Origin of the sequence: Qipengyuania sp. NPDC077410 (assembly GCF_044543405.1) — a bacterium.
GTDB lineage: Bacteria > Pseudomonadota > Alphaproteobacteria > Sphingomonadales > Sphingomonadaceae > Qipengyuania > Qipengyuania pacifica.
This window is the reverse complement of record NZ_JBITWB010000003.1, coordinates 347271-368076: the sequence shown is the minus strand read 5'-3', so window position 1 is coordinate 368076 and position 20806 is coordinate 347271. Positions and strand designations below refer to the sequence as shown.

The window sequence follows — 20806 nt, the reverse complement described above, 5'->3', positions numbered from 1 at the left end:
GCTCCGCTACGCAGCCCATTGCTTCAACCGCGCTCATGCGCAACAAAACGGCTCGGCTCTAATCCCAGCTGGAGGAAAGCTGGGGGTCACGTCAGCCGTTACCAAACTGTCGGTCCATTCTCGCGCTCAGACGATTGTCTGAAACGTTGCGCTCTTCCCTCATAAGGCCAACCGCGAGAGTGGTTTGGCCCGACAGATCAACCGCCGCGACGAGTTGCTCAGTATTCCAAGTCCGGCTTGTGCCGTTACGCAACTTAATGGTCGAGAGCCCGCCGCCAAACGTCAACGATCTTAAATGAACTCCTGCGTTCTTTTGGTCGCGCATAACCGCAGTGCGTAGCGTAGCTAATTCCGGATAATTGGGATCGCGCGCCTCAATGGCTTCTACCGCAATGCGGGAAGCGGCCAAATCGCCGCGCCAGAAAAGGATGTAGCCGCGTGCCAGCGCGATATCGAGATCGTCGGGCGCGAGCACCGCGGCTTGATTGATCAACACAATTGCGCTGTCGAGATGGCCGTCATAAGCTTCGACCATTGCCAATCGGCGGAGGAGATCTGCATCATCCGGCCGCTCAACCAATAGTTTCCTAAGAATGGTGCGCGCGAGGTCAAAATTCCCTGCCGCACGAGCATCCTCTGCTGCCCCTACACTTATAGTGCGCTTCGATTCTGTATCCTCGCCTGCAGCAAGAGGGGAGCTAGTCAGTATGAATGCAGCAACCCAGATGTGCCGAAGGACCTTCATGATTATCGATTCAACAAGGCCGCAATGCGGACCAGAAGTTCTTGGGGAATAAAAGGTTTGGTCAGATATTCCGCAGCGCCGCTTTTGAGCCCTGCCACGATATCAGCCTCACTTTTGCGCGCGGTAAGCATGACGACGGGAATGTCGCACAACTCATTGTCCGACTTTAATTCCGTCAGAACTTCGGGTCCAGACATTATGGGCATCATCGAATCCAGAACGATTAAATCTGGAGCTTTCTCGCGTGCAGCTGCCAGCGCGTCTTCGCCGTTGCTTGTTGTTTTTACTGAGTAGCCAGCGCCTTCGAGGCGGAACTTAAGAATTTCGACCAAAATAGGGTCGTCGTCTGCGATTAAAATTTCAGCCATGGTTATATCCTGATGAATAAGAACAGTTAAGGCCGAATGAAGATTTCACGGACAGACCGACCCCGGTTGGCGGATGATATGGCATAAACATTGGTCAACGATCGAGCAGACGTTTGCGCATTTTCGATACCATTTTCAAAGCGATAATATCGTCTTCGGTATCCAGAAACTCATGCTGAAAATCTCGACAAATATCGCCAAGTGCTGCTTGGCCAAAATACGCCGCAACTCCTGCAATTTGATGCACGAGACTGCCGATCTCATCGCGCAATTCCAAGTCCAACTGGCCGGCCGCCAAAAGTCGGTCCATTGCTTTTACAGCTGCGTGCGTGCGGTCTTCAAACATTTGGCGCAAACGAGGATCAGTCTCTTCCTCGAGTGCCGGTTCCTCCTTTGCGGCACCGGTGGGCCCGGCAATTCGCGGCTTAGACCAAGCTTCGATTGCAGCAACAAGTTCAGTTAGCCGTAATGGCTTTGCCAGATGGGCTTGCATGCCCGCTGCAATGCAACGTTGAATATCATCGGGATAGGCGTTCGCGGTGACCGCCAAGATGGGCAATTCCTCAGCGCCAATCCCTGCCGCCCGGATTGCGCGAGTTGCCTGCAACCCGTCCATGTTCGGCATCTGCATATCCATAAGAACCATATCATACGGACGCCCGCCCCGCCGCGCTTCTAATACAGAATGCATTGCGTGCTGACCGTCGTTTGCGATCGCGCTTAAGTGTCCGGCTTTTTCGACCATGGCCATTACCAGTTCCTGGTTTACCGGATTGTCTTCAGCGATGAGAATCGTCAGCTGAGCCTTAGGCAAACTGAGGGAGCGCGGCTGCGACGGGCTTATGGGCGCTCGCGTATTGCTACTGGCCTCCAGAGGTAGTGAGAGTGTGAAGGCCGAGCCTTCTCCTAGCTTGCTTTCGGCGCGCAAACTTCCACCCATCAATTCGGCAAGCTCGGAACTGATTGGCAAGCCAAGCCCCGTGCCGCCATACCGTCTGGCTGTTGTGTCGTCAGCTTGAATAAATTTGCCGAAGATACTTTCCAGCCGGTCGGCATCAATGCCAATGCCGGTGTCGCGAACGGTCACAAGTATCCATTTATGCGGATCGGACAGCCGATTGCTTATTTTGGCTGAAATAACGACCTGCCCTTGTTCAGTAAATTTCAGAGCGTTGCCCAGAAGATTGAGCACGATCTGACGCAAGCGCATTTTGTCCACAAGAACGGAAGCTGGCAGGTTGGTATCAATCTCGAGGCCAAGCTCGATCCCCTGTGCTTTAGCAACAGGCTCCATGAGCCGCTGACAGCTTCTAAGGGTATGACGCAAATCAGTCGGTTCCTTGATTATCGCCATCTGATTTGCTTCGATCTTGGCGAAATCGAGCAGATCATTGAGCAGCCGCAGCATCGCGTTGCCTGAATCCGCTATCATCTGCAGTCGGCGCTGCTGGTCTGGATTTCGTTCGTCAGCAAGCGCCAATTCAGTGAACCCGATAACTCCATTCATGGGAGTGCGTATCTCATGGCTCATATTAGCAAGGAAACTCGATTTTGCCTTATCGGCGGCACGCGCCTCTTCGATCGTTTCTGTCAACTGCTCACGCATGCGTGTTTCATCGGTGCGGTCGATTATCACACCAAGAATGTCGGTGGCTTCTCCGTCGGCATCAGTTTCTACCAAGCCGCGCACTTCAACATGCCGCACTTCCCCATCTCGGATTAAAAGCCGAGCTTTGAAACGATATGGCTCGCAGGTTTCTGTTGCGGTCTTTATCGATTGCTCGACTATTGCGCGATCGTCGGGATGGTAAAATTCGATCGCCTTTTCGAGTGCAGGCTCATCTCCGGGAATTGTCCCATGAAGGCGATATACTTCGTCGGACCATTGTAAACGGTTGGTGGTTAGATCGAGATGCCAGTGACCTATGTGGGCAGTTGCCTCAGCCATTTCCAACATTCGATTGCGCTCCGCGAGCTCAGCTGTCGCATCTTTGACTTCACGAACCACATGGTTTTCACGTCGCAAAAAGATGACCAGAAGGGCGCCAAGTAGCGCGGTAATGGTAAACCCGCTAACTAATGCAACCAGTGGCGCGCTGGAAGCGTAACGCTGTTCGAATGGCACGAGGCTTGTCCAACGCAGGGTCAGGGGCTGTCCGGCCAAATCTATCGTAGTCGACTGTTCAAACCGTGGCGACTTTCCGACATATCCTGACGCATACAGAAGTGCGTCTGGTTCAATCTGCTTCCCATGATAAACTTCTAAGGCGAAGTCATCGCCTTGGCGTGGAGTGAGACTACTGAGTAGTTCGTCTGCAACCAGAGGGGCATAAACCCATTTGCCGGACGGGTCATTGGTCTGATTTAGAACTGGAAACATCAGGAGAAATCCGGCCCCCTGCTCTGCATCTTGAACTAAAACAATCGGTCGCGTCAGGACCGGTTCATGAGTTGCAGAAGACTGAGCGATGGCTTCGCGGCGTCCCTGTTCAAAAGCGAGATTGAGACCCAGTGCCGCTAGATTCTGGTCCAATGGCTCAATTCGGTTTATGATAAAATGCTCGTCGCGTTCAACGACAGGGTGAATGGTAAAACGATTACCGAACTCCTTTGCAAACTCTTTGCGGAACGCTGCCAATTCGCTATTTTTCACTGCGCGAAACATACCTAGCCCGCGCATGCCGGGATAAGAACGGGCAATGTTGAGGCGATTGACGTAATCGCGCCATTCGGACGGGCTTACGGAACCGTGGAGCGACGCGAATGCAGCGGCACCTTGAAGACCTCGTTGATAAATCTGCAGCCTATAGCGCAGCGCCTCTTCAGTATCTGCGGTCATGGCCGCAAACCCTTCCTCGCCCTGCTTGTAATCCCGTTCGGAAACAAACTGCCACGCATAAAAAGTAAGCAACAATGTTGTTATCAAGCTGATCGCAACAAGCGAACTGGTTCCCTGTAAAGACCGTCCCTGCCATTTGACGGCAACCGGCGAGCGGTTGGACAGCAATAAGATCGGCATGACCAATATGACGCCTAGAAAATCCCCGCCATACCATGTCAGCCAATTAGACAATGCCATGTTGCCATTGATCGCACCGGAGAGAATCAATGTGGCGACGCCGACTGTTGGCGCGATTATGCATGGGAGCACGACAACCAACATTCCGGCGAATGCGATGCGCCGCAGGTTGGAAAGTTCGATACCCCTTGCAAAACGCTTCGCTATAACGAAGCCCGCGATTGCCTGAATGCTTGCACCGATACCGATCGCGGCAGCGATCGCAAATACACGCCAGGAGTGATCGAAGTCAGCCGAGCTATCGAAGCCGGTCAGAACATTTAAAGTAAATGAGCCCAGCCAGATGCCAGGCCATAGCCATGCCCCGCGTGCCAACAATGCACAAAGCGCGACACCGGACGCAGGCCAAATTATCGTCGCATAGCCCGGGGGCACGGCGAGTGAAATGCCAACATATCCAGCAATAAAATAGCCCAAAGCGAGAAACGCATTCTCTCGAGCCATCCTCAGCTTAAAAGGGGCGCGCTCGATCGTCGGACTGGTTGATGGTGCTGCGCCCATATTAACCGCTTGGTTTTCGTTCGCAATCGGGTTTAGATATCATATCTCGTATGTCACGGAATTAGCGTTTCAAACCTGACAATCCGATATTACGTGATTATCCGTATTCTCTCGTTTTGCGTCGTTTCCGTTTGCCATGTGATTGTGATGGGCAAAATCTTTATTCGATCACTTTTAATCAGCATTGCGACTGGCGGAATATTTGGCTTTTGGGCACAATTCAGCCTGACTGGTCGTGGGACACGTGAGTATATACTACATTGCCGTTCAACCGACTGTAGCGCCCTCCCCTTGTCATGCCGCGACTGCACAACCGAAGTTCGAGGTTTGCCCGGCGCTGCTGAGCAATTTCTTCAAACGTTGATCTGCACGCTGGATCCCCTGATCCATGTCAGAAGGCATCTGCCGCAAATGCACGATCTCGTTGACCTTTGCTCGAAAGCTTCCCTTCTTGCCGATCGGCGGAAGGATCAAAGCGCAACCATTTTCCGCACCGACGTAAAGTTGGCAGCCTGAGATGATGTGGGTTGCGCCGTTACGAGGCAAATACAGTGTCATCTCGACGAGCCGATATTCGCCAACGATTCTTTCGAACCCGAGGTGAATGACGTCCTCATCACTGTCTTTCGCGGCCATTGCCACCTGCATAAAGTTGTCAGGGCTGCGTCGATCTCCTGCAATCAGCGACAATCCTGACCTTAGCGCTTTACCGTTCAGCAGGATCTGGTGAACAGCATCGAGGTGGCGGCGCATGATCTGGTTCTCGGCTTCGATGGTCATTAGTATCATCCTTCAGTTTCATCCCCCCAATCTGGGGACATTCCCACCTCCAAAAATTTCTTGGCTAAATGTATTATCCCGCAGGATGGCATCCTGCGGGATTTATTATCGAGAGTGCTCTCCCACCATCTAGTTTCAATGGATTGAAAACGTCGAGTGAGGCGAGCAGCAAACTCACACGACACTAGCACCATTCGGAATCTGCGACTTCAACGCATGCCGACGTTCGGTCCTGATTATCCGGCGGAAAGAACTCGCTTGCGTGAGCATTTGACATGCATCCAAACAGACCGGCTTAGTGCCGATGGTAGCGATTTACTGGCACGTGTCGAGGTGGGCATCCCATAGTTCCCGAAGGATTTCTTGGCCTCCGTCGCGGAGCAGTTCCTGATCATAAGCACCATGGCGTAGGCCAAGCCCAGTGAGCACTTTTGGCACAATACAAAGATGTGCGTGCAGGGGATAAGGCGCGCCGATCACTCCGGGCGAATGTAAAATGACCACCGAAGCGACTTTACGCGAGTTGGCCAAGGATACGGCATAAGACCGCGCTCGCTCCCAACCCGTATGGAGGCGATCCACATCTCCCAAAGGCAGAGAAACGTAGGTCAGTAGGCCTGTTTCTATAGGTGAGACGAACTCATCAGCTTGCCGGAGGAGGACATCCGGATCACTCAGCAGGTCGTCCGCTCGTGGCGGAAGAATGACCTCCACCTTCTCGACGTTGGGGGACCAGCGCGATCGATCGTTCACGTAGTTATGGGCACCGACATGACATTTTCGCCAGCCGAACTCGTGTGCCGAATTCTCTCGCCCTCGAAACGTCTTGCGCAGGACACCGAATGTGAAGCCATCCGATGATCCCTGCGGGTTCGTGTAGAGCCAGCTCAGCGGATCTTGCTCACTGGTCTTCTGCGGAGCTTTGGGCATTTTCGCACGTGCGCTACGTTTCTTGGCGGCCATCAGAACGACACCCCCTTGAGGAAGCGAGCGATTTCGGTATCCGCTCGCTGACATCCGGCGAAAATCTCGGCTTCCGACGCCGGTGGTTGCCAGTGGACCTTAAGACCGCTCTCTTCGACCGACACATAACGACCACCACGCATTGGAACGAGCCAGAGAGATTGATCGAACCGGCAAGGCAGCATGTGGGTCAGAAGCATCGGCTCAACTGGAGACGAGAGCACGATATCGGCCTCGCACGGGCGCTTCCCAGCCAATAACCGAAGAAGCAAAACGTCGCGGTCTTGATCGACCGCCGTTTTGAGCATGGCCAGATCACGACGCTCCGCGTCGGCGGTTCCGCACATCACGAGACGACATTCTGGCACGTCGAGCGTCCCGCTTGGCAGGCCAGGTAAATTCCATGTGGCCACTGTGGACGCAGTCAATTCCATCAAAGGGATTGCGAGCAGGCGTTCGCATGGCGGCAAAGGCCGTGAGGTATATTCAGACATGTAGTATTAGCTTTCACTGGAGGGTCACCGGCCATCGTTGACCAGATCAGGCTGCCTTCAATTTTCATCTTCAGGACAGCTTCGCCTGCTCCACTTCAGCTTTTTCGACCGCCAGTCTTGCGGTCGCCATTCTTACTCATTGTTGTTACCTATGCCGTTCCGGGCCACGATGTTGCAAATCAATTGGTGATGCTCATTGCCACCTCCCGACTAGCCAAGCCTGTTCTGACAATGCCAAACGAGTGACCCGACTCATGTGTCAGGAAGCAGTCGTTCCAGAGCGCTAGCGTTCGTGACCCTTCTTTGGGGGCTGCCAGCCCTCTTCCGTCGACGAAACTCTTCCCCTGCTGAAAACCCGTTCCGGCGGGACGCCTTTGGCTGTTGGCGTGGCACCAAGCTCGTTGTGCGAAGGATCAGGCGGTTCCGCTGCCTGCTTGCGATCGGGCGCGCCACTATTTGATCGGCCCTCTTCACCGTCTAACCCCTCTGGCTCGCTACTCGTTTGCGAGGTTCGCGAAGACTGAGCGATCGTCTTGGCTTGAGTTTGTGCCAACGGCGGTTTGGGCTCGCTAGATACCATCGGCGACAGATCATCTGCCGGTCGAGCCATCAGCGCCTTCTTCCTTTCCGCGACTGCTTGAGCCTGTGCAATGGCAGCCTGCCGTGCGCGCCCTACATTCAGATTATCTGCTCGCTTCACACCAGCACGGGCTTCCAACTTCTGGCGCGCAATCTCGGCTAGATCTTCTCTTGATAGCGGTTTTTCTGAGCCTGCCTTAGGATGGACAGGTTGTGAGGACGACTTACCATCGTCGGTAATGTTTGCCTTTCTGGCGAAATGCGGTTTGTCCTTCTCGGACTTTGTAACGGAAACGGTTGAATGGTGGCGCGGCCACTCGTTATCTTTCGTCGCACCCTTGCGTAGTGAGACGAACTTTTGGGCAGCCGACGCCAGCGGTTTCTCATTGCCGGCTTGTGCCGTGACGGTCGCAGCCTTCGATGGTGGCTGCAAGGCGTCATGCTTTGCCACAGCACTGTCGTTTTTACGAACGACGACGGCTTTTTGCTCCTGCCCCGAAGCTTTCTTCACCGGCGTTTGATGATGCGGCGCTTGCGCCCTCTCTCGAGCCGACGCGAGCCGAGAATCCTCTGGCGCTTTTTCAGACTCAGAAGAAACGTTGGCCACCCGTGGGTGGCTCGTTGCGTCGCCCCCCGGCCTTATGTCTTTGTCCTGTGTAGATTGGATAGGTGCTCGTTTAACGGTCTCCGGACTAGCGTCGGTCCGTGCTTGGGCAAGTTCGGAAGCGACGCTGATATTAATGCGCTCCTTTGAAGATTCCGAGTTGCGCGGGATCTCGGCAATGGGAAGCACCGGTATCGAAGCTGCATACATTTCATTGGAAGCGGCGGATATTCGCGCACCATGCTGTCTTATGACAAGCGCCGATCTGGCTAGCTCAACTCTCGCCGCCAACTCGGATATAAGTTTTGCGCGCTGACCTCCGCGTTCGACGATCTCCTGCGCTTTTCTGCGAAGTTTGGAAGCAACACGCTGCTTGGCTTCTTTCAGTGTCTGTTGAACCCTCTCTGTGGTCGCTCGAAGATCGGCCGCCATCGCTAGCAACCGATGGATCTCATCGACTTTCTGCTGAGCAGCGAGCAGGCGCCGCTTCGCCCAGGTCCTCTTCTGCCCGACCTTGGTTTGGGTCGAAGGTTCAAGACCCCGCGCACCGTTCGACAGGGCAGTATACCGTTTGGCTATGTGAGCGGCATTCAGCGTCGCATTGATGTCGCGAACCACAGAACGTCTCCGCTCTTTGATGCCATCCTTGGTGTTGATATCGGCGACCTTGCTCATCCCGAATTCCCACTCATGAGCAGCGATCCTTTCGGAAGGGCGCAGGCTATACATCAGATGCAGATGGAAGTTACGCTGATCCCCGCCTCGGTCCGGCTTATGGATCGCTGCCACGTAAGCGAGGCCCCGTTTCGTAAGCCGTTCGACGATCCGCTTCACTATTCGCCTGCGAAGCCGCGGGGACGCTTCGCATGGAAGTTCGATGACCTCGGCGATATAGACATTGGCGTTGGCACGATCATGCCTCTCGACGGCCTCGATCACCCGCCAGAAGGTGCGAAGTTCGTTGCGATCATCTGCGACGTTGCTGTGCCATCCGAGTTCGCCGTCCTCCAGGCTTTCATGTGCTGTCATGTAGAGGCTGGCGCGCTCTGCTTCGCCGGAGCGCCAAGATCGACCTTTCTTGGACCCAAAGCCACGCGGCACGAAATCAAAATGGATCGAGGACATTCCGTCGGAGGCGCAACGAGGGCTGTTCCCCCAGCTCCCCGTAAAGACATCCTTGATCGTCCTGTTGGTCAGTTTACGCGGCGTGCGGTTTGAGCCGCGGGGTCGATCTTCTGGTGCGGCGCGCACTCGCACTCGGCGGCGAATGAATGCCTCTGCCTCTTGATCCGAAATCCGCTTACGGCGCCGACGGGCGTTTTCAGCGATACTCTCTTCACGTTCATTTGCCTTCCGCGTCTTCAGGTTCTGCGCGCTACGAGCAGCCGCAGCTGCAGCCCGCAACTCGGGCGATCCATTCCTAATTTCACGCATTGATAGTTGCACAGCGAGGCTCGGTTTCCTGATCCTTTTTCGAGGGGGGTGGGCGCATTTGGGTTTCTCGGCAGAAAAACCCTTTGTTGCGCACCACCCCCCTCTTCCTTCCTTGATTTAGGATCGCCTCACTCAGGGTGGTGCATCCTACCCCTCCGAAGCATGAAGTACCTCGGGGTGTTCGGGAGATTGTCTCTGGCTTTGAGGTATCCTTTTTTCAGCTGCAGCACCGTCGGCTTTGCGCCCTCATTCCAGACGTTCGAGCGCCCCGAGGTGAACCCTGAAAGCGGTCGTTCTTGCAACTCAACGCTAAGGACGGGTCCGTCGCCGATGCTAAATGTGATCTACGTCTAGGGTGCCGTGGCCCTGGAGAGATGGCCGCGCTGCAAAGGATTGTACGATATGCTCCTCGCAGATCGCCGTTCTCCACGGCGCGGCTTGAGTTCAGAAGGCAGCCGTCAGCGAGACGACCACGGCGGCGTCGACGATCTCGGGCGTCGCGCCAGCTGCAAGCGCGCTGAAATCGGAGATGTCGGTATCGATATAGGCGACGCGCGCGGTCAGGCCTTTCCAGCTTGCGCTCGCGCCGAGCGACCAGTCGGTATAGCCCCCTCCAGGGGTGAGCGTGGTCTCGCCTTCCGATCGGCCGACGTGTGCGTCCAGCGCAAACGGAGTGCCCTCGACAGGCAGCGCGGCATCGGCGGAGACATAGAGATTGTTGTTGCCGCCGATCGCATCCTGCGCGGGTGCGTAGGCGACGCCGAGCGTAACAGCGGCGGGGCCTGCCGCCAGACCGAGCTTGGCATATGGCTCGAAGAACTCGTATTCCCCGCCGGTCGAGCCCGGATAGGCATAGTAGATCACCCCACCATCGAACGTGACTTCATCGGCGACCTCGACCTTGTAGCCTGCGTAGATGTCGAGCTCTAGGTTGGAGCCGCCAAGCTCGCCGAACCCGTCGATGCTCGAAGCCCAGGTGCCGGCATAGAGGCCGCTCCGGTGCGTAACGCTGACCCATCCCTGCACCGCCACTTTCTCATCCGACAGGTCGATCCCGCGAAACCGGTAGGAGGAGACAAGCGCCGTTCCGCCCGACACCATGACAGCATCGACCACGGTCTGGTCGGTTTCCTCCTGCACATCCTGGGCGAAAGCAGGCGTGGCGAGCGAGGCCGCAAGCGCGGCTAGACAGATTATGCGCATCGGAAAGATTATCCTTGAGGAAAGGGCGGCAACCGTCGCCGCGCCATGCGCAAGGTCCATCCTCCCACTGCCCGTTAAATCGCCATGCGGATCGCGGGGGTGGCTTGTGAAATCTGCGTGAAAGCGGGGCATGCCAAGCCCGATTTCATGCGGATTTAATGCGCCGGTAGACATTCCCCCGGCGAATTTTCATGCGAGCTAGGTCCAGAGCGGCTGCCGAAGAAGGGAGCTGTTTCGCATGACATTCGATCTCATTCTCGTGGGGCTCGTGGCGCTCGGCCTGCTGGCCTATCTCACCGCGGTCCTCCTACAGCCGGCGCGCTTTTGATGGAGCGAGCTGCCTCTGGCCAAACCGGATTGTTCCAGCGCGAGCTGGTCGTCCCTGCCATCCGCGATTCCTTCGTGAAGCTCGGTCCGCGCACGCTGGTGCGCAATCCCGTGATGTTCGTCACGGGAATCGTCGCGGCGACCGCGACCGTAATTCTGCTGCGGGGGATCGTCAGCGGAGCGGGGGATATCGGCTTCCAGGCGCAGCTAGTGTTCTGGCTGTGGCTGACCGTGCTGTTCGGCAATTTCGCCGAAGCGCTCGCTGAAGGGCGCGGCAAAGCGCAGGCCAGGGCGCTGCGCGATACCAAGGAGAGCCTGGTCGCGCTCAGGGTCGGCAAGAATGGTGCTACCGAGAAGATCCCCGCAACGCAGCTACGATACGGCGACATCGTGCTGGTCTGCGAAGGTCAGCAGATACCTGCTGATGGTGAAGTCGTGGCCGGGGTCGCGTCGGTCAACGAAGCGGCGATCACCGGCGAAAGCGCGCCGGTGATCCGCGAGGCAGGCGGCGACCGCTCGGCAGTAACCGCGGGCACGACCGTGATCTCGGACGAAATCCGGGTGAAGGTGACCGCCGAGCCGGGCAGCGGCTTTCTCGACAGGATGATCGCGCTGGTCGAAGGCGCGAGCCGTCAGAAGACGCCGAACGAGATCGCGCTGACGATCCTGCTGACGGGCCTTACGCTGATCTTCCTCGTCGCAGTCGGCACACTGCCCGCCTTCGCAGAGTTCGCCCGTGGCGCGATTGCGGTGCCGGTGCTGATCGCGTTGTTCGTGGCACTGATCCCGACCACGATTTCCGCACTACTCTCCGCCATCGGGATCGCCGGGATGGACCGGCTGATCCGCTTCAACGTGCTCGCCAAGTCGGGCCGAGCGGTGGAGGCGGCGGGCGATGTCAGCACGCTGCTGCTCGACAAGACCGGCACCATCACCATCGGCGACCGGCAGGCGAGTGAGTTCGTTGCGCTGCCTGGCGTCGCGGACAGCGATCTGATTGCGGCGGCACGTCTTTCCAGCCTTGCCGACACCACGCCCGAGGGGCGCTCCATCGTCGCGCTCGCGGGTGGGGGCGAGGAGGCGCCAGCGGACAACAAGGTAGTCGCCTTCTCCGCCCAGACGCGCGTCAGCGGGATCGACCTGCCCGGGCGGACGATCCGCAAGGGCGCGGTCGACGCGGTCCTGAATCTCGGGAGTTTCCCCGACGAGGCGGTCGTCGCCCTCAAGAAAATCACCGACAAGATATCCCAGGCCGGCGGCACGCCGCTGGCCGTGCTGGAGAACGAACGCCTGCTTGGTGCGATCCATCTGAAGGATATCATCAAGGCGGGCATTCGCGAGCGCTTCGTCGAGCTGCGCCGGATGGGCATCCGCACGGTGATGATCACCGGCGACAACCCGCTCACCGCCGCGGCCATTGCCGCCGAGGCGGGGGTCGACGACTTCCTTGCCGAAGCCACACCCGAGGACAAGCTCGCCTACATCCGCAAGGAACAGACCGAGGGCAAGCTGGTCGCGATGTGCGGGGACGGGACCAACGACGCGCCCGCGCTCGCGCAATCGGATGTCGGGGTGGCAATGAACACCGGCACGCAGGCCGCGCGCGAAGCGGGCAACATGGTCGATCTCGACAGCGACCCGACCAAGCTCATCGAGGTCGTCGGCATCGGCAAGCAGTTGCTGATGACGCGCGGCAGCCTCACCACCTTCTCGATCGCCAACGACGTCGCGAAGTATTTTGCGATCCTCCCGGCAATCTTCGTGGTGCTCTACCCCGCGCTGGGTGCGCTCAACGTGATGGGGCTCGCAAGTCCGCAGAGCGCTATCCTTTCGGCGATCATCTTCAACGCCATCATCATTCCGCTGCTGGTGCCGCTGGCGCTCAAAGGCGTCACGTATCGCCCGATGCCAGCTGCCAGCCAGCTGCTGCGCAATCTCGGCATCTACGGCGTGGGCGGCGTGATCGCTCCCTTCGTCGGCATCAAGCTTATCGATCTCGCCGTCGCAGGTCTCGGCCTCGCGTAAGCCCGCGAAAGGACATCTTCATGCTTTCCGCCATTCTCACAATCATTCTGATCGTCGGCGGCACCGCGCTGCTGGCGTGGCCGCTGGGCAAATACTTGGCCGGGCTATTCTCGGGCCGCTTCGCGCGCACCGACGGGCTGTTTGCCCGCATGGTCGGCGGGGCGCCCGAGCAGGACTGGAAGCAGTATTCGCTTGCCCTGATCGCCTTCAACATCGTGATGTTCGGGTTCGTCTTTACGCTGCTGGCGACCCAGCACATGCTGCCGCTCAATCCGGACGGCCAGAGAGCGGCAACGCTGGATCTGGTGTTCAACACTGCGGCCAGCTTCACCACCAACACCAACCTGCAGCACTATTCGGGCGAGAGCACCTGGAGCTACCTCGCCCAGATCGGCGGGCTGATGTGGCTCCAATTCGTTTCGGCGGCGACCGGCATCGCGGCCCTTGCCGCGCTGGCCCGGGGCATCGGCGGGAAGCCTACCATGGGCAATTTCTTCGTCGATTTGCAGCGCGCCTCGTTCTTCGTGCTGCTGCCGCTGGCGATTATCATCGCCGCTGTGATTGCACTTAACGGTGTGCCGATGACGCTGCAGGGCGCGGCGCAGGTCACCACGCTCGAAGGGGTGGCGCAGACCGTCGCGCGCGGGCCCGCAGCCGCCTTTGTGGCGATCAAGCAGCTCGGGACCAATGGCGGGGGCTTCTTCGGCCCCAACTCGACCCATCCGCTGGAGAACCCCACCTTCTGGTCGAACGCGTTCGAAATGGTCGCGATCATCCTGATCCCGATGGCCTGTGTATGGATGTTCGGTCGGATCATCGGCCGACCCAAGCATGCCATCGTCGTGTTCGGCGTGATGGCGGCGCTGCTGCTGATCAAGATCACCGCATCGGTCGGGTTCGAGACTGCACCGACCCAAGCGTTCCTGAACCTGCCCGTGGCGCAGGATGTCGGCAATCTTGAAGGCAAGGAGCTGCGGCTCGGTGCCACCACCGGCCCGCTATGGGCGGTGCTTACCACCTCGACCAGCAATGGTTCGGTCGGCGCGATGCACGACAGCCTCAATCCGCTCACCGGGCTTGTCCCGATGGCGGGCATGTGGCTCAACGAGACCTTCGGCGGCGTCGGAGTCGGCATGATCAACATGTTCCTCTACATCGTCGTAGCGGTGTTCGTCGCAGGCATGATGGTGGGCCGGACGCCGGAATATCTCGGCCACCGGATCGAGGGGCGCGAGATGCGGCTGGCGGTGCTGGCGCTGATTAGCCACCCGGTGCTCATCCTCGGCGGCACGGCGCTGTTCGCGGCCACCGCCTGGGGCGCGGGCACGCTCAACAATATCGGCGCGCACGGCTTCTCCGAGATCCTCTACGAGTTCAGTTCGGCCGCGGCCAACAACGGCTCCGGCTTCGAAGGATTGGGCGACAACACCGTGCCGTGGAACATCGCCACCGGCCTCGTGATGCTGATCGGTCGCTACCTGCCGATCATCGTCCCGCTGGCCATCGTCGGCTCGCTGATGGCCAAGCGCCGCAGCGCGGAAAGCGCGGGCACGCTGAGCGTGGAAAGCAGCACCTTCGGCGTGATGCTGCTGATCACCATCCTGATCTTCGGCGCGCTGACCTTCTTCCCCGCCGCCGCGCTCGGCCCCGTAGCCGAACACCTGACCTTCATGCGCTGACCGCAGCCGTAACCAAGGATCCGATACGATGAACTATGTCCTCCCTTCGCTCCGCCTGTGGCTGGTAACGATCCTCGTCTGCGTGGTTGGCTATACTGGTCTGGTGCTCGCCTTCGCTCAGACCTTCGCGCCCTACCAAGCCAACGGCTCCATCATCGAAATGAATGGCCGCGCCGTAGGTAGCAAACTGATCGCGCAGGAATTTGCCGGCCCGCGCTACTTCTGGCCGCGCCCCTCGGCCGCCGGTTACGACGGTATGGGCGCGGCGGGGAGCAACCTGTCGCCAACCAGCGCGGACCTCGCCGCGCGCGCTGCAGAGACCGTCGCCCGTTACGGCGCCACTGACGGGAACCCGGTTCCGGCGGACCTAGTGGCGGCATCGGGTGGCGGGCTCGACCCGCACATCTCGCTCGACGGTGCGCTCTATCAGGCCGACCGGGTCGCAGCTGCGCGCGGGCTTGATCCGGTCCGCGTGCGCGATCTCATCGAGCAGCAGGCTGCCGCGCCGGGCGCAATCTTCGCGCCCGAGCGTATCGTGAACGTGCTGCAACTCAATCTGGCGCTCGACCGCCTGGAAGAATAGGCGAGACAGGCAATGGTCGAAGATCAGCCAACCAGCGATGCGACTCGGTTCCTTCGGCTCGCTCGCGCCGAGGAACGCGGTCGCCTGACCGTCTACCTCGGCGCGGCACCCGGCGTCGGTAAGACCTATCGCATGCTGCAGGACGCGGCCCGGCAGCGGACCGACGGCATCGATGTGGTCGTCGGCGTCGCCGAAACTCACGGACGGAGCGAGACCGCGCTGCTGCTCGACCCTCTGGAGGTGATGCCGCGCCGCCATTACGCCCACGAAGGCCACCGGCTGGAAGAGTTCGACATCGATGCCGCGCTGGCGCGGCGTCCACAGCTCATTCTGGTTGACGAACTCGCGCACACCAACGCACCCGGGTGCCGCCACCCCAAACGCTGGCAGGATGTCGCCGAACTGCTCGTCTCGGGCATCGACGTTGCGACCACCATCAATATCCAGCATCTCGAGAGCCTCAACGATATCGTGGCCGGAATCACCCACGTCCGCGTGCGCGAGACGGTGCCCGACAACATCCTCGAACATGCCGAGATCATCGCTGTCGACCTACCGCCCGAAGCGCTGATCGAGCGGCTCGAGGCTGGGAAAATCTACCTGCCGGAGACCGCCGGACGCGCGCTGTCAAACTTCTTCACACCAACCAAGCTCGCCGCCTTGCGCGAGCTCGCGCTGCGCTATGCCGCGAGCAATGTAGACCGACGGTTAAGCGACCAGCTCGAATTCAGCGGCGAAGCGCGCGCATTCGTTTCCGGCGACCGGCTGATGGTGGCGGTAAGCCCCGGCAAGGGCGGAGCTCAGGTCGTTCGCGAGGCCAAGCGGCTGGCCGACATGCTGCACGCCCCGTGGATCGCGGTGGTGATCGAAAGTGGCAGCGCGCGCGCGGTCCACGGCGCGCAGCGCGAGCAATTGGCGGACAATCTCGCGCTCGCATCGTCGCTCGGCGCCTCGCTGATGACGGTCGCGGCGACCGATGTTGGCCAGGCGCTGGTCGATCAGGCGCGCGAATTGCGGGCGAGCCAGATCGTGATCGGCAAGAGCCGCCGCAGCCGCTGGTTCGAGTGGCGGCACGGCTCGATCGCGCAGGAAGTCATCCGCAAGGCCAAAAGCGTCTCGGTCCACGTCGTCCCCGTCGACGAAGCGGACGAGAAGCCGGCAACGCCCAAAGACCCTTACTCGCAGCGCAACAATATCTTCGCCTTCTGGCTGGTGGCGTTCACCATCCTTGGGCTGCACTTCGCCCAGCCGTTCATCTCGCGCAGCGCGATCGATCTGGTCCTGCTGCTCCCGGTGGTCGTCAGCGCAACCTTTCTCGGTATGCGTCCTGGCATCTGGGCGTCGATCTGGGCGGCGCTGGGCTACAATTTCTTCTTCACCCAGCCGCTTTATACGCTGAGCATCTACAGCACCGCGGACATCGTCACCTTCTTGGTCCTGTTCGCCGTGGCAGCGGTGATCGGCGGGCTAGCGGGCAAGGTGCGCCGCCAAGCCGAAACAAGCGCGGGGGTTGCCCGGCTCAACGCCTCGCTGGCGCGCTTCGCAGGGCTAATGGGCGGGCTCTCCGACCGGGACGAGACTGCGCGCGTCGCGTGCAGCGAGATCGGCGGCCTGCTCGATGTGGAGGCGATCATCGTTTCGATCGAGGATGACCGGCTGGTGGTGCGCGGCAACGAGCACTATCGCGAACTCGACATGATCGATGAGGCCGCGGCGAAGTGGGCGCTTGAAAACGGTGAGCCAACGGGCCGCGATACCGGCACGCTGAACGCAGCTGACTGGCAGTTCCACCCATTGAAGACGGCGCTCGGCATGATGGGGGTGCTGGGGATCGCACGGCCGTCGCAGCAGCGCGTAATCCGCGCCGACGACGCCACGCTGCTCGCCTCGCTGGTCGATCAGACCGCGTTGGCGCACGAGCGGCTAGTGCTGGAAGGGCGTGCGCGCGAGGTCGACGCCCTTCAGCAACGCGACCAGCTTCGTGGAGCCCTGCTTGGCAGTATCGCCCACGATCTGCGAACGCCGCTGACCGCGGTGATTGCCGCGACCGATGCGATTCCGTCCAAGGGATCATTCGCCAGCGAAGTGTTGATCGCACGCGAGGAATCGCGGCGTTTGCAGCGCTTCCTGAACGATCTGCTCGAAGCCTCAAGAATTGAGCATGGCGCGATCCGGCCCAGCATGGAGAGCGTGGACGTGACCGACGTGATCGCCGCAGTCCTGCGCGATCTGCGGCAGACCGGCCCCGATATGCGGGTCGAGACCGCGATCGATGCCGATTGCCCGCTGGTGCGCACGGACGCTCTGCTTGTCCGACATGTGCTGATCAACCTGATCGACAACGCGCTCAAATTCTCGCCGCAGCCGAGCAAGATTCGGGTCGAGCTCGATTGCAGGGACGATGACGTGGCGCTGCGGGTGCTCGACCGGGGGCCGGGCCTGCCGCCGGACGCTGCTGCGCTGTTCGACCGGTTCGAGCGGCTCGAAGGAACCGATCGCGTGGGCGGTTCGGGCCTTGGCCTGTGGATCGCAAAGAACTTCATCGAGGCGGTGGGTGGCTCCATCGCCGCGGAGAATCGCGAGGGTGGCGGCGCAGTGTTCGCGATCGCGCTGCCACAGACTACGGTCGTGTCCGAGGAGACCGCCAACGATGCGTAGCGATGTGCTGATTATCGACGACGAGCCCGCGATCCGGCGTTTACTCGTCGGTGCGCTTGACCGAAGCGGCATCAGCCATGCCGAGGCGGCGAGCGCAGGGGAAGCGCTGCGATTGGCAAAGGCTCAGCCGGGACCGCTGGTCGCGCTCCTCGACCTTGGCCTGCCCGACCGCGACGGGCTCGAGATCGTCCCGCAGCTTGCCGCGCTGGGCCTCGCGGTGATCGTCCTGACCGCGCGCGACGCGACCGAGGAAAAGGTCGCCGCTCTGGATCTGGGTGCCGATGATTTCGTCACTAAGCCGTTCGACAGCGAGGAGTTGCTCGCCCGGGTTCGTTCCGCGCTGCGGCGCAAGGCAGGGCCACTCGCCGATAGCTCTTCGCGGGAATTCGCCGATGGCATGATCGACCGCGAGGCGCATGCTGTCACGATACGGGGCGAAAAAGTCGAACTGACGCCGCGCGAGTTCAATCTGCTCTGGGCGCTGGCCGACCGCCCAGGACGCGTAGTCACCCATGAGGGCCTACTAGAGGCGGTCTGGGGGCCTGCCCACCGACAGGATCTGGACTATCTGCGGGTCGCGATCCGCTCGCTCCGGCGGAAGATGGAGCAAGATCCGAGTAATCCGCGGTTGATCGTGAACGAACCAGGCGTGGGCTATCGCTTAGCTGTGGACCTAGGGCTGAGAGTCTGATTTGATCTAATTGCAAGACAGAGCTGACTGTCTGCTTACGGCCCAGTTCCTGCCAGTCGGCAATTCGCCCCAAAATTCGTCATCAAGGCGCTGGTTGCTGCAGTCAGTAAGCTATCCCCAATCATGTGGGCGAGAAAGAAATCAGAATGGTCAGAGAGTCCGATAATCCGAAATTTAACAAAGCGTTTGGCCGTATTAGATTGCTCGCTTTATGGGCGAAAGAATCGCTATTCCCATATCCGAGGTTGGCGTAGGCTCGGTTTGCCCGCAAGACGAAAGCGTGATTCAGCATGCCTGCAGTTGATGACAATACCGGTATGGGTTCACGCCAGGCGCCCGTCACGACAGCTGAAACCGATCCGCAACTCGATGACATCGCCCTGCTCGCGGCACAGATCTGCGCCGCGCCCGTCGCCCTTTTGGGCGTGCTGGAAAACGATGATCAGGTGCCACGCGCCACCCTAGGTATCCACGCTAAGACAGCGCCTCTCAATGAGTTAATCTGTCAGCACACGATCGACACCGGCGGTCTACTGGTAATTTCCGATCTTGCAGAAGATAGGCGCACGAAGACGCACGCGCTGGTCACGGCAAAACCGTCTCTCCGCTTCTATGCTGGTATGATGCTCGCCGACAAATCTGGCACCCCCTTGGGGTCGCTTTGCGTAATGGATTACGAGCCGCGCCCAGGCGGCCTTACCACGGAGCAGGAAGCGGGCCTCAAGGCTCTGGCGCGGCAGGCGATGACACTATTGTCCGTCGAAAGCGAACGTTCGCGCGCACGCACCGTCTTCGACAGCGCGATAGACTATGCGATCATCGTCATGGATCTCGATGGAACGGTGGTGGACTGGAGCGAGGGCGCGCAGCGAATACTCGGCTGGGATAGAGACGAGATGATCGGGCGCGATGTCGATGCCTTCTTCACCCCAGAGGACCGTGAAGCCGGCATCAGCGACAAGGAAATGCAGAGCGCGCGCGAAAAAGGGCGCGGCATGGACGAGCGCTGGCACCTGCGGAAGAGCGGTGAGCGCTTCTGGGCCAGCGGTGAAATGATGCCGCTGAGACAGCCGAGCGGAAAGCTCGAAGGCTATGTCAAAATGCTTCGTGACCGGACGAAGGAACGCGTGGCGGAAGAGCGCTTGGAGATGGCGCTTGCATCGTCCGGGGCGGTTGGGCTGTGGGACTGGATGGTCGATAGCGACCTTCTGCACGGTGATGCCAACTTCGCGCGCCTCTATGGGCTCGACATCGACGAGACCAAAGCCGGTCTTACCGAAGAGCAGTATCAGCGTTACGTCGTCGCAGATGATCTCGAAGCGCTTCGCCGCGACATTCGCGAGGTGTTCGAGGCGGGCGCAGACTTTCTCGTCGAATACCGGTTGGACATTCCCGACCTTCCCCTACGCTGGGTCGAATGCAAAGGGCGGATGCTGTATTCAGCAGACGGCCAACCAGTGCGATTTTCTGGCACGGCGGTTGATATAACCGCCCGCAAACTGGCCGAGGAACAGCGGCATTTGCTGATGCAGGAATTGTCGCACCGGGTGAAGAACACCTTTGCGGTAGTTCAGGCAATCGTTTTCCAGACCTTGCGCGGCATCGATCAGAAGGTCATCGACGCTTTGCAGAGCCGCCTCGCCGCACTCAGCCGTGCTCATGAGATCCTGGTCCAGACGAGCTGGTCCTCGACCTCCATCGACGAACTACTCGATCGCGTCCTGCGGTTCGAGGGCGATGAAAGCCGTTTCGTCTTCGACGGACCCGATCTCGTCATCGGTTCGCGCGCTGCTCTGTCGCTCTCAATGCTGCTTCACGAACTCGCGACAAATGCGGTCAAACATGGATCTCTGTCCGTGTCGGATGGAAAGGTGTTCCTGAGCTGGAAGCTGCGGGAGGAAACTTTCTGTCTTGAATGGAAGGAAACCGGTGGCCCGCCCGCCATTAACTCGGAAAGCAAGGGGTTCGGATCAAAACTGATCGCGATGGGCATTGCCGGCACACGGGAAGTCGATCTGGATTATGCTCCGGAGGGGCTGACGGCTCGCTTCGAATGCCCGCGCGAAACGCTGGAATTCGATCAGGGTTGACAT

15 protein-coding genes are annotated in these 20806 nt (G+C 59.5%); 7 read left to right on the top strand and 8 right to left on the bottom strand.

Annotated features, from left to right (window positions below; all coding sequences use genetic code 11):
• Positions 1-91 precede the first annotated feature (91 nt).
• The 8 genes from ACIGGE_RS15345 to ACIGGE_RS15310 all read right to left on the bottom strand — a co-directional run bounded on the left by ACIGGE_RS15345 (position 92) and on the right by ACIGGE_RS15310 (position 10750).
• Complete coding sequence (locus ACIGGE_RS15345) at positions 92-535, bottom strand: tetratricopeptide repeat protein (RefSeq protein WP_397491001.1); 444 nt, start codon at positions 533-535, stop codon at positions 92-94.
• A 212-nt stretch (positions 536-747) separates the two neighbouring features.
• Entirely contained in the window at positions 748-1113 is a 366-nt protein-coding gene (locus tag ACIGGE_RS15340) for a response regulator transcription factor (RefSeq protein WP_397491000.1), read from the bottom strand.
• 94 nt (positions 1114-1207) lie between these two features.
• Positions 1208-4693, bottom strand: a complete 3486-nt coding sequence (locus tag ACIGGE_RS15335; RefSeq protein ID WP_397490999.1) for a CHASE domain-containing protein — start codon at positions 4691-4693, stop codon at positions 1208-1210.
• A gap of 294 nt (positions 4694-4987) precedes the next feature.
• Complete coding sequence (locus tag ACIGGE_RS15330; RefSeq protein WP_397490998.1) at positions 4988-5473, bottom strand: hypothetical protein; 486 nt, start codon at positions 5471-5473, stop codon at positions 4988-4990.
• A gap of 315 nt (positions 5474-5788) precedes the next feature.
• Positions 5789-6436, bottom strand: a complete 648-nt coding sequence (locus tag ACIGGE_RS15325; protein ID WP_397490997.1) for a hypothetical protein — start codon at positions 6434-6436, stop codon at positions 5789-5791.
• A complete protein-coding gene (locus tag ACIGGE_RS15320) occupies positions 6436-6930 on the bottom strand; it encodes a hypothetical protein (protein ID WP_397490996.1) in 495 nt (164 codons plus the stop codon). The genes ACIGGE_RS15325 and ACIGGE_RS15320 overlap by 1 nt, the downstream gene beginning before the upstream one ends.
• Before the next feature lie 283 nt (positions 6931-7213).
• A complete protein-coding gene (locus ACIGGE_RS15315; RefSeq protein WP_397490995.1) occupies positions 7214-9547 on the bottom strand; it encodes a MobA/MobL family protein in 2334 nt (777 codons plus the stop codon).
• Positions 9548-9991: 444 nt separating this feature from the next.
• The gene (locus ACIGGE_RS15310; RefSeq protein ID WP_397490994.1) at positions 9992-10750 is read right to left on the bottom strand and encodes a TorF family putative porin; all 759 of its coding nucleotides are present in this window, start codon (positions 10748-10750) and stop codon (positions 9992-9994) included.
• 238 nt (positions 10751-10988) lie between these two features.
• Here ACIGGE_RS15310 and ACIGGE_RS15305 point away from each other — a divergent pair, with 238 nt between their 5' ends.
• The 7 genes from ACIGGE_RS15305 to ACIGGE_RS15275 all read left to right on the top strand — a co-directional run bounded on the left by ACIGGE_RS15305 (position 10989) and on the right by ACIGGE_RS15275 (position 20803).
• Complete coding sequence (locus ACIGGE_RS15305; protein ID WP_397490993.1) at positions 10989-11078, top strand: potassium-transporting ATPase subunit F; 90 nt, start codon at positions 10989-10991, stop codon at positions 11076-11078.
• Positions 11078-13102 carry a potassium-transporting ATPase subunit KdpB gene (gene kdpB, locus ACIGGE_RS15300; RefSeq protein ID WP_397490992.1) on the top strand — a complete coding sequence of 675 codons (2025 nt, stop codon included), beginning with the start codon at positions 11078-11080 and terminating at the stop codon, positions 13100-13102. Before ACIGGE_RS15305 ends, kdpB begins: the two co-directional genes overlap by 1 nt.
• A gap of 20 nt (positions 13103-13122) precedes the next feature.
• On the top strand, positions 13123-14781 hold the full coding sequence (gene kdpA, locus ACIGGE_RS15295; RefSeq protein WP_397490991.1) for a potassium-transporting ATPase subunit KdpA: 1659 nt from the start codon (positions 13123-13125) through the stop codon (positions 14779-14781).
• Positions 14782-14809: 28 nt separating this feature from the next.
• Complete coding sequence (gene kdpC, locus ACIGGE_RS15290) at positions 14810-15364, top strand: potassium-transporting ATPase subunit KdpC (protein ID WP_397490990.1); 555 nt, start codon at positions 14810-14812, stop codon at positions 15362-15364.
• A gap of 12 nt (positions 15365-15376) precedes the next feature.
• Positions 15377-18022, top strand: a complete 2646-nt coding sequence (locus tag ACIGGE_RS15285) for an ATP-binding protein (RefSeq protein ID WP_397490989.1) — start codon at positions 15377-15379, stop codon at positions 18020-18022.
• Positions 18015-18713, top strand: coding sequence for a response regulator transcription factor (locus ACIGGE_RS15280; RefSeq protein ID WP_397490988.1), 699 nt, complete (start codon positions 18015-18017; stop codon positions 18711-18713). The genes ACIGGE_RS15285 and ACIGGE_RS15280 overlap by 8 nt, the downstream gene beginning before the upstream one ends.
• 290 nt (positions 18714-19003) lie before the next feature.
• Positions 19004-20803 carry a sensor histidine kinase gene (locus tag ACIGGE_RS15275; protein WP_397490987.1) on the top strand — a complete coding sequence of 600 codons (1800 nt, stop codon included), beginning with the start codon at positions 19004-19006 and terminating at the stop codon, positions 20801-20803.
• Positions 20804-20806 lie beyond the last annotated feature (3 nt).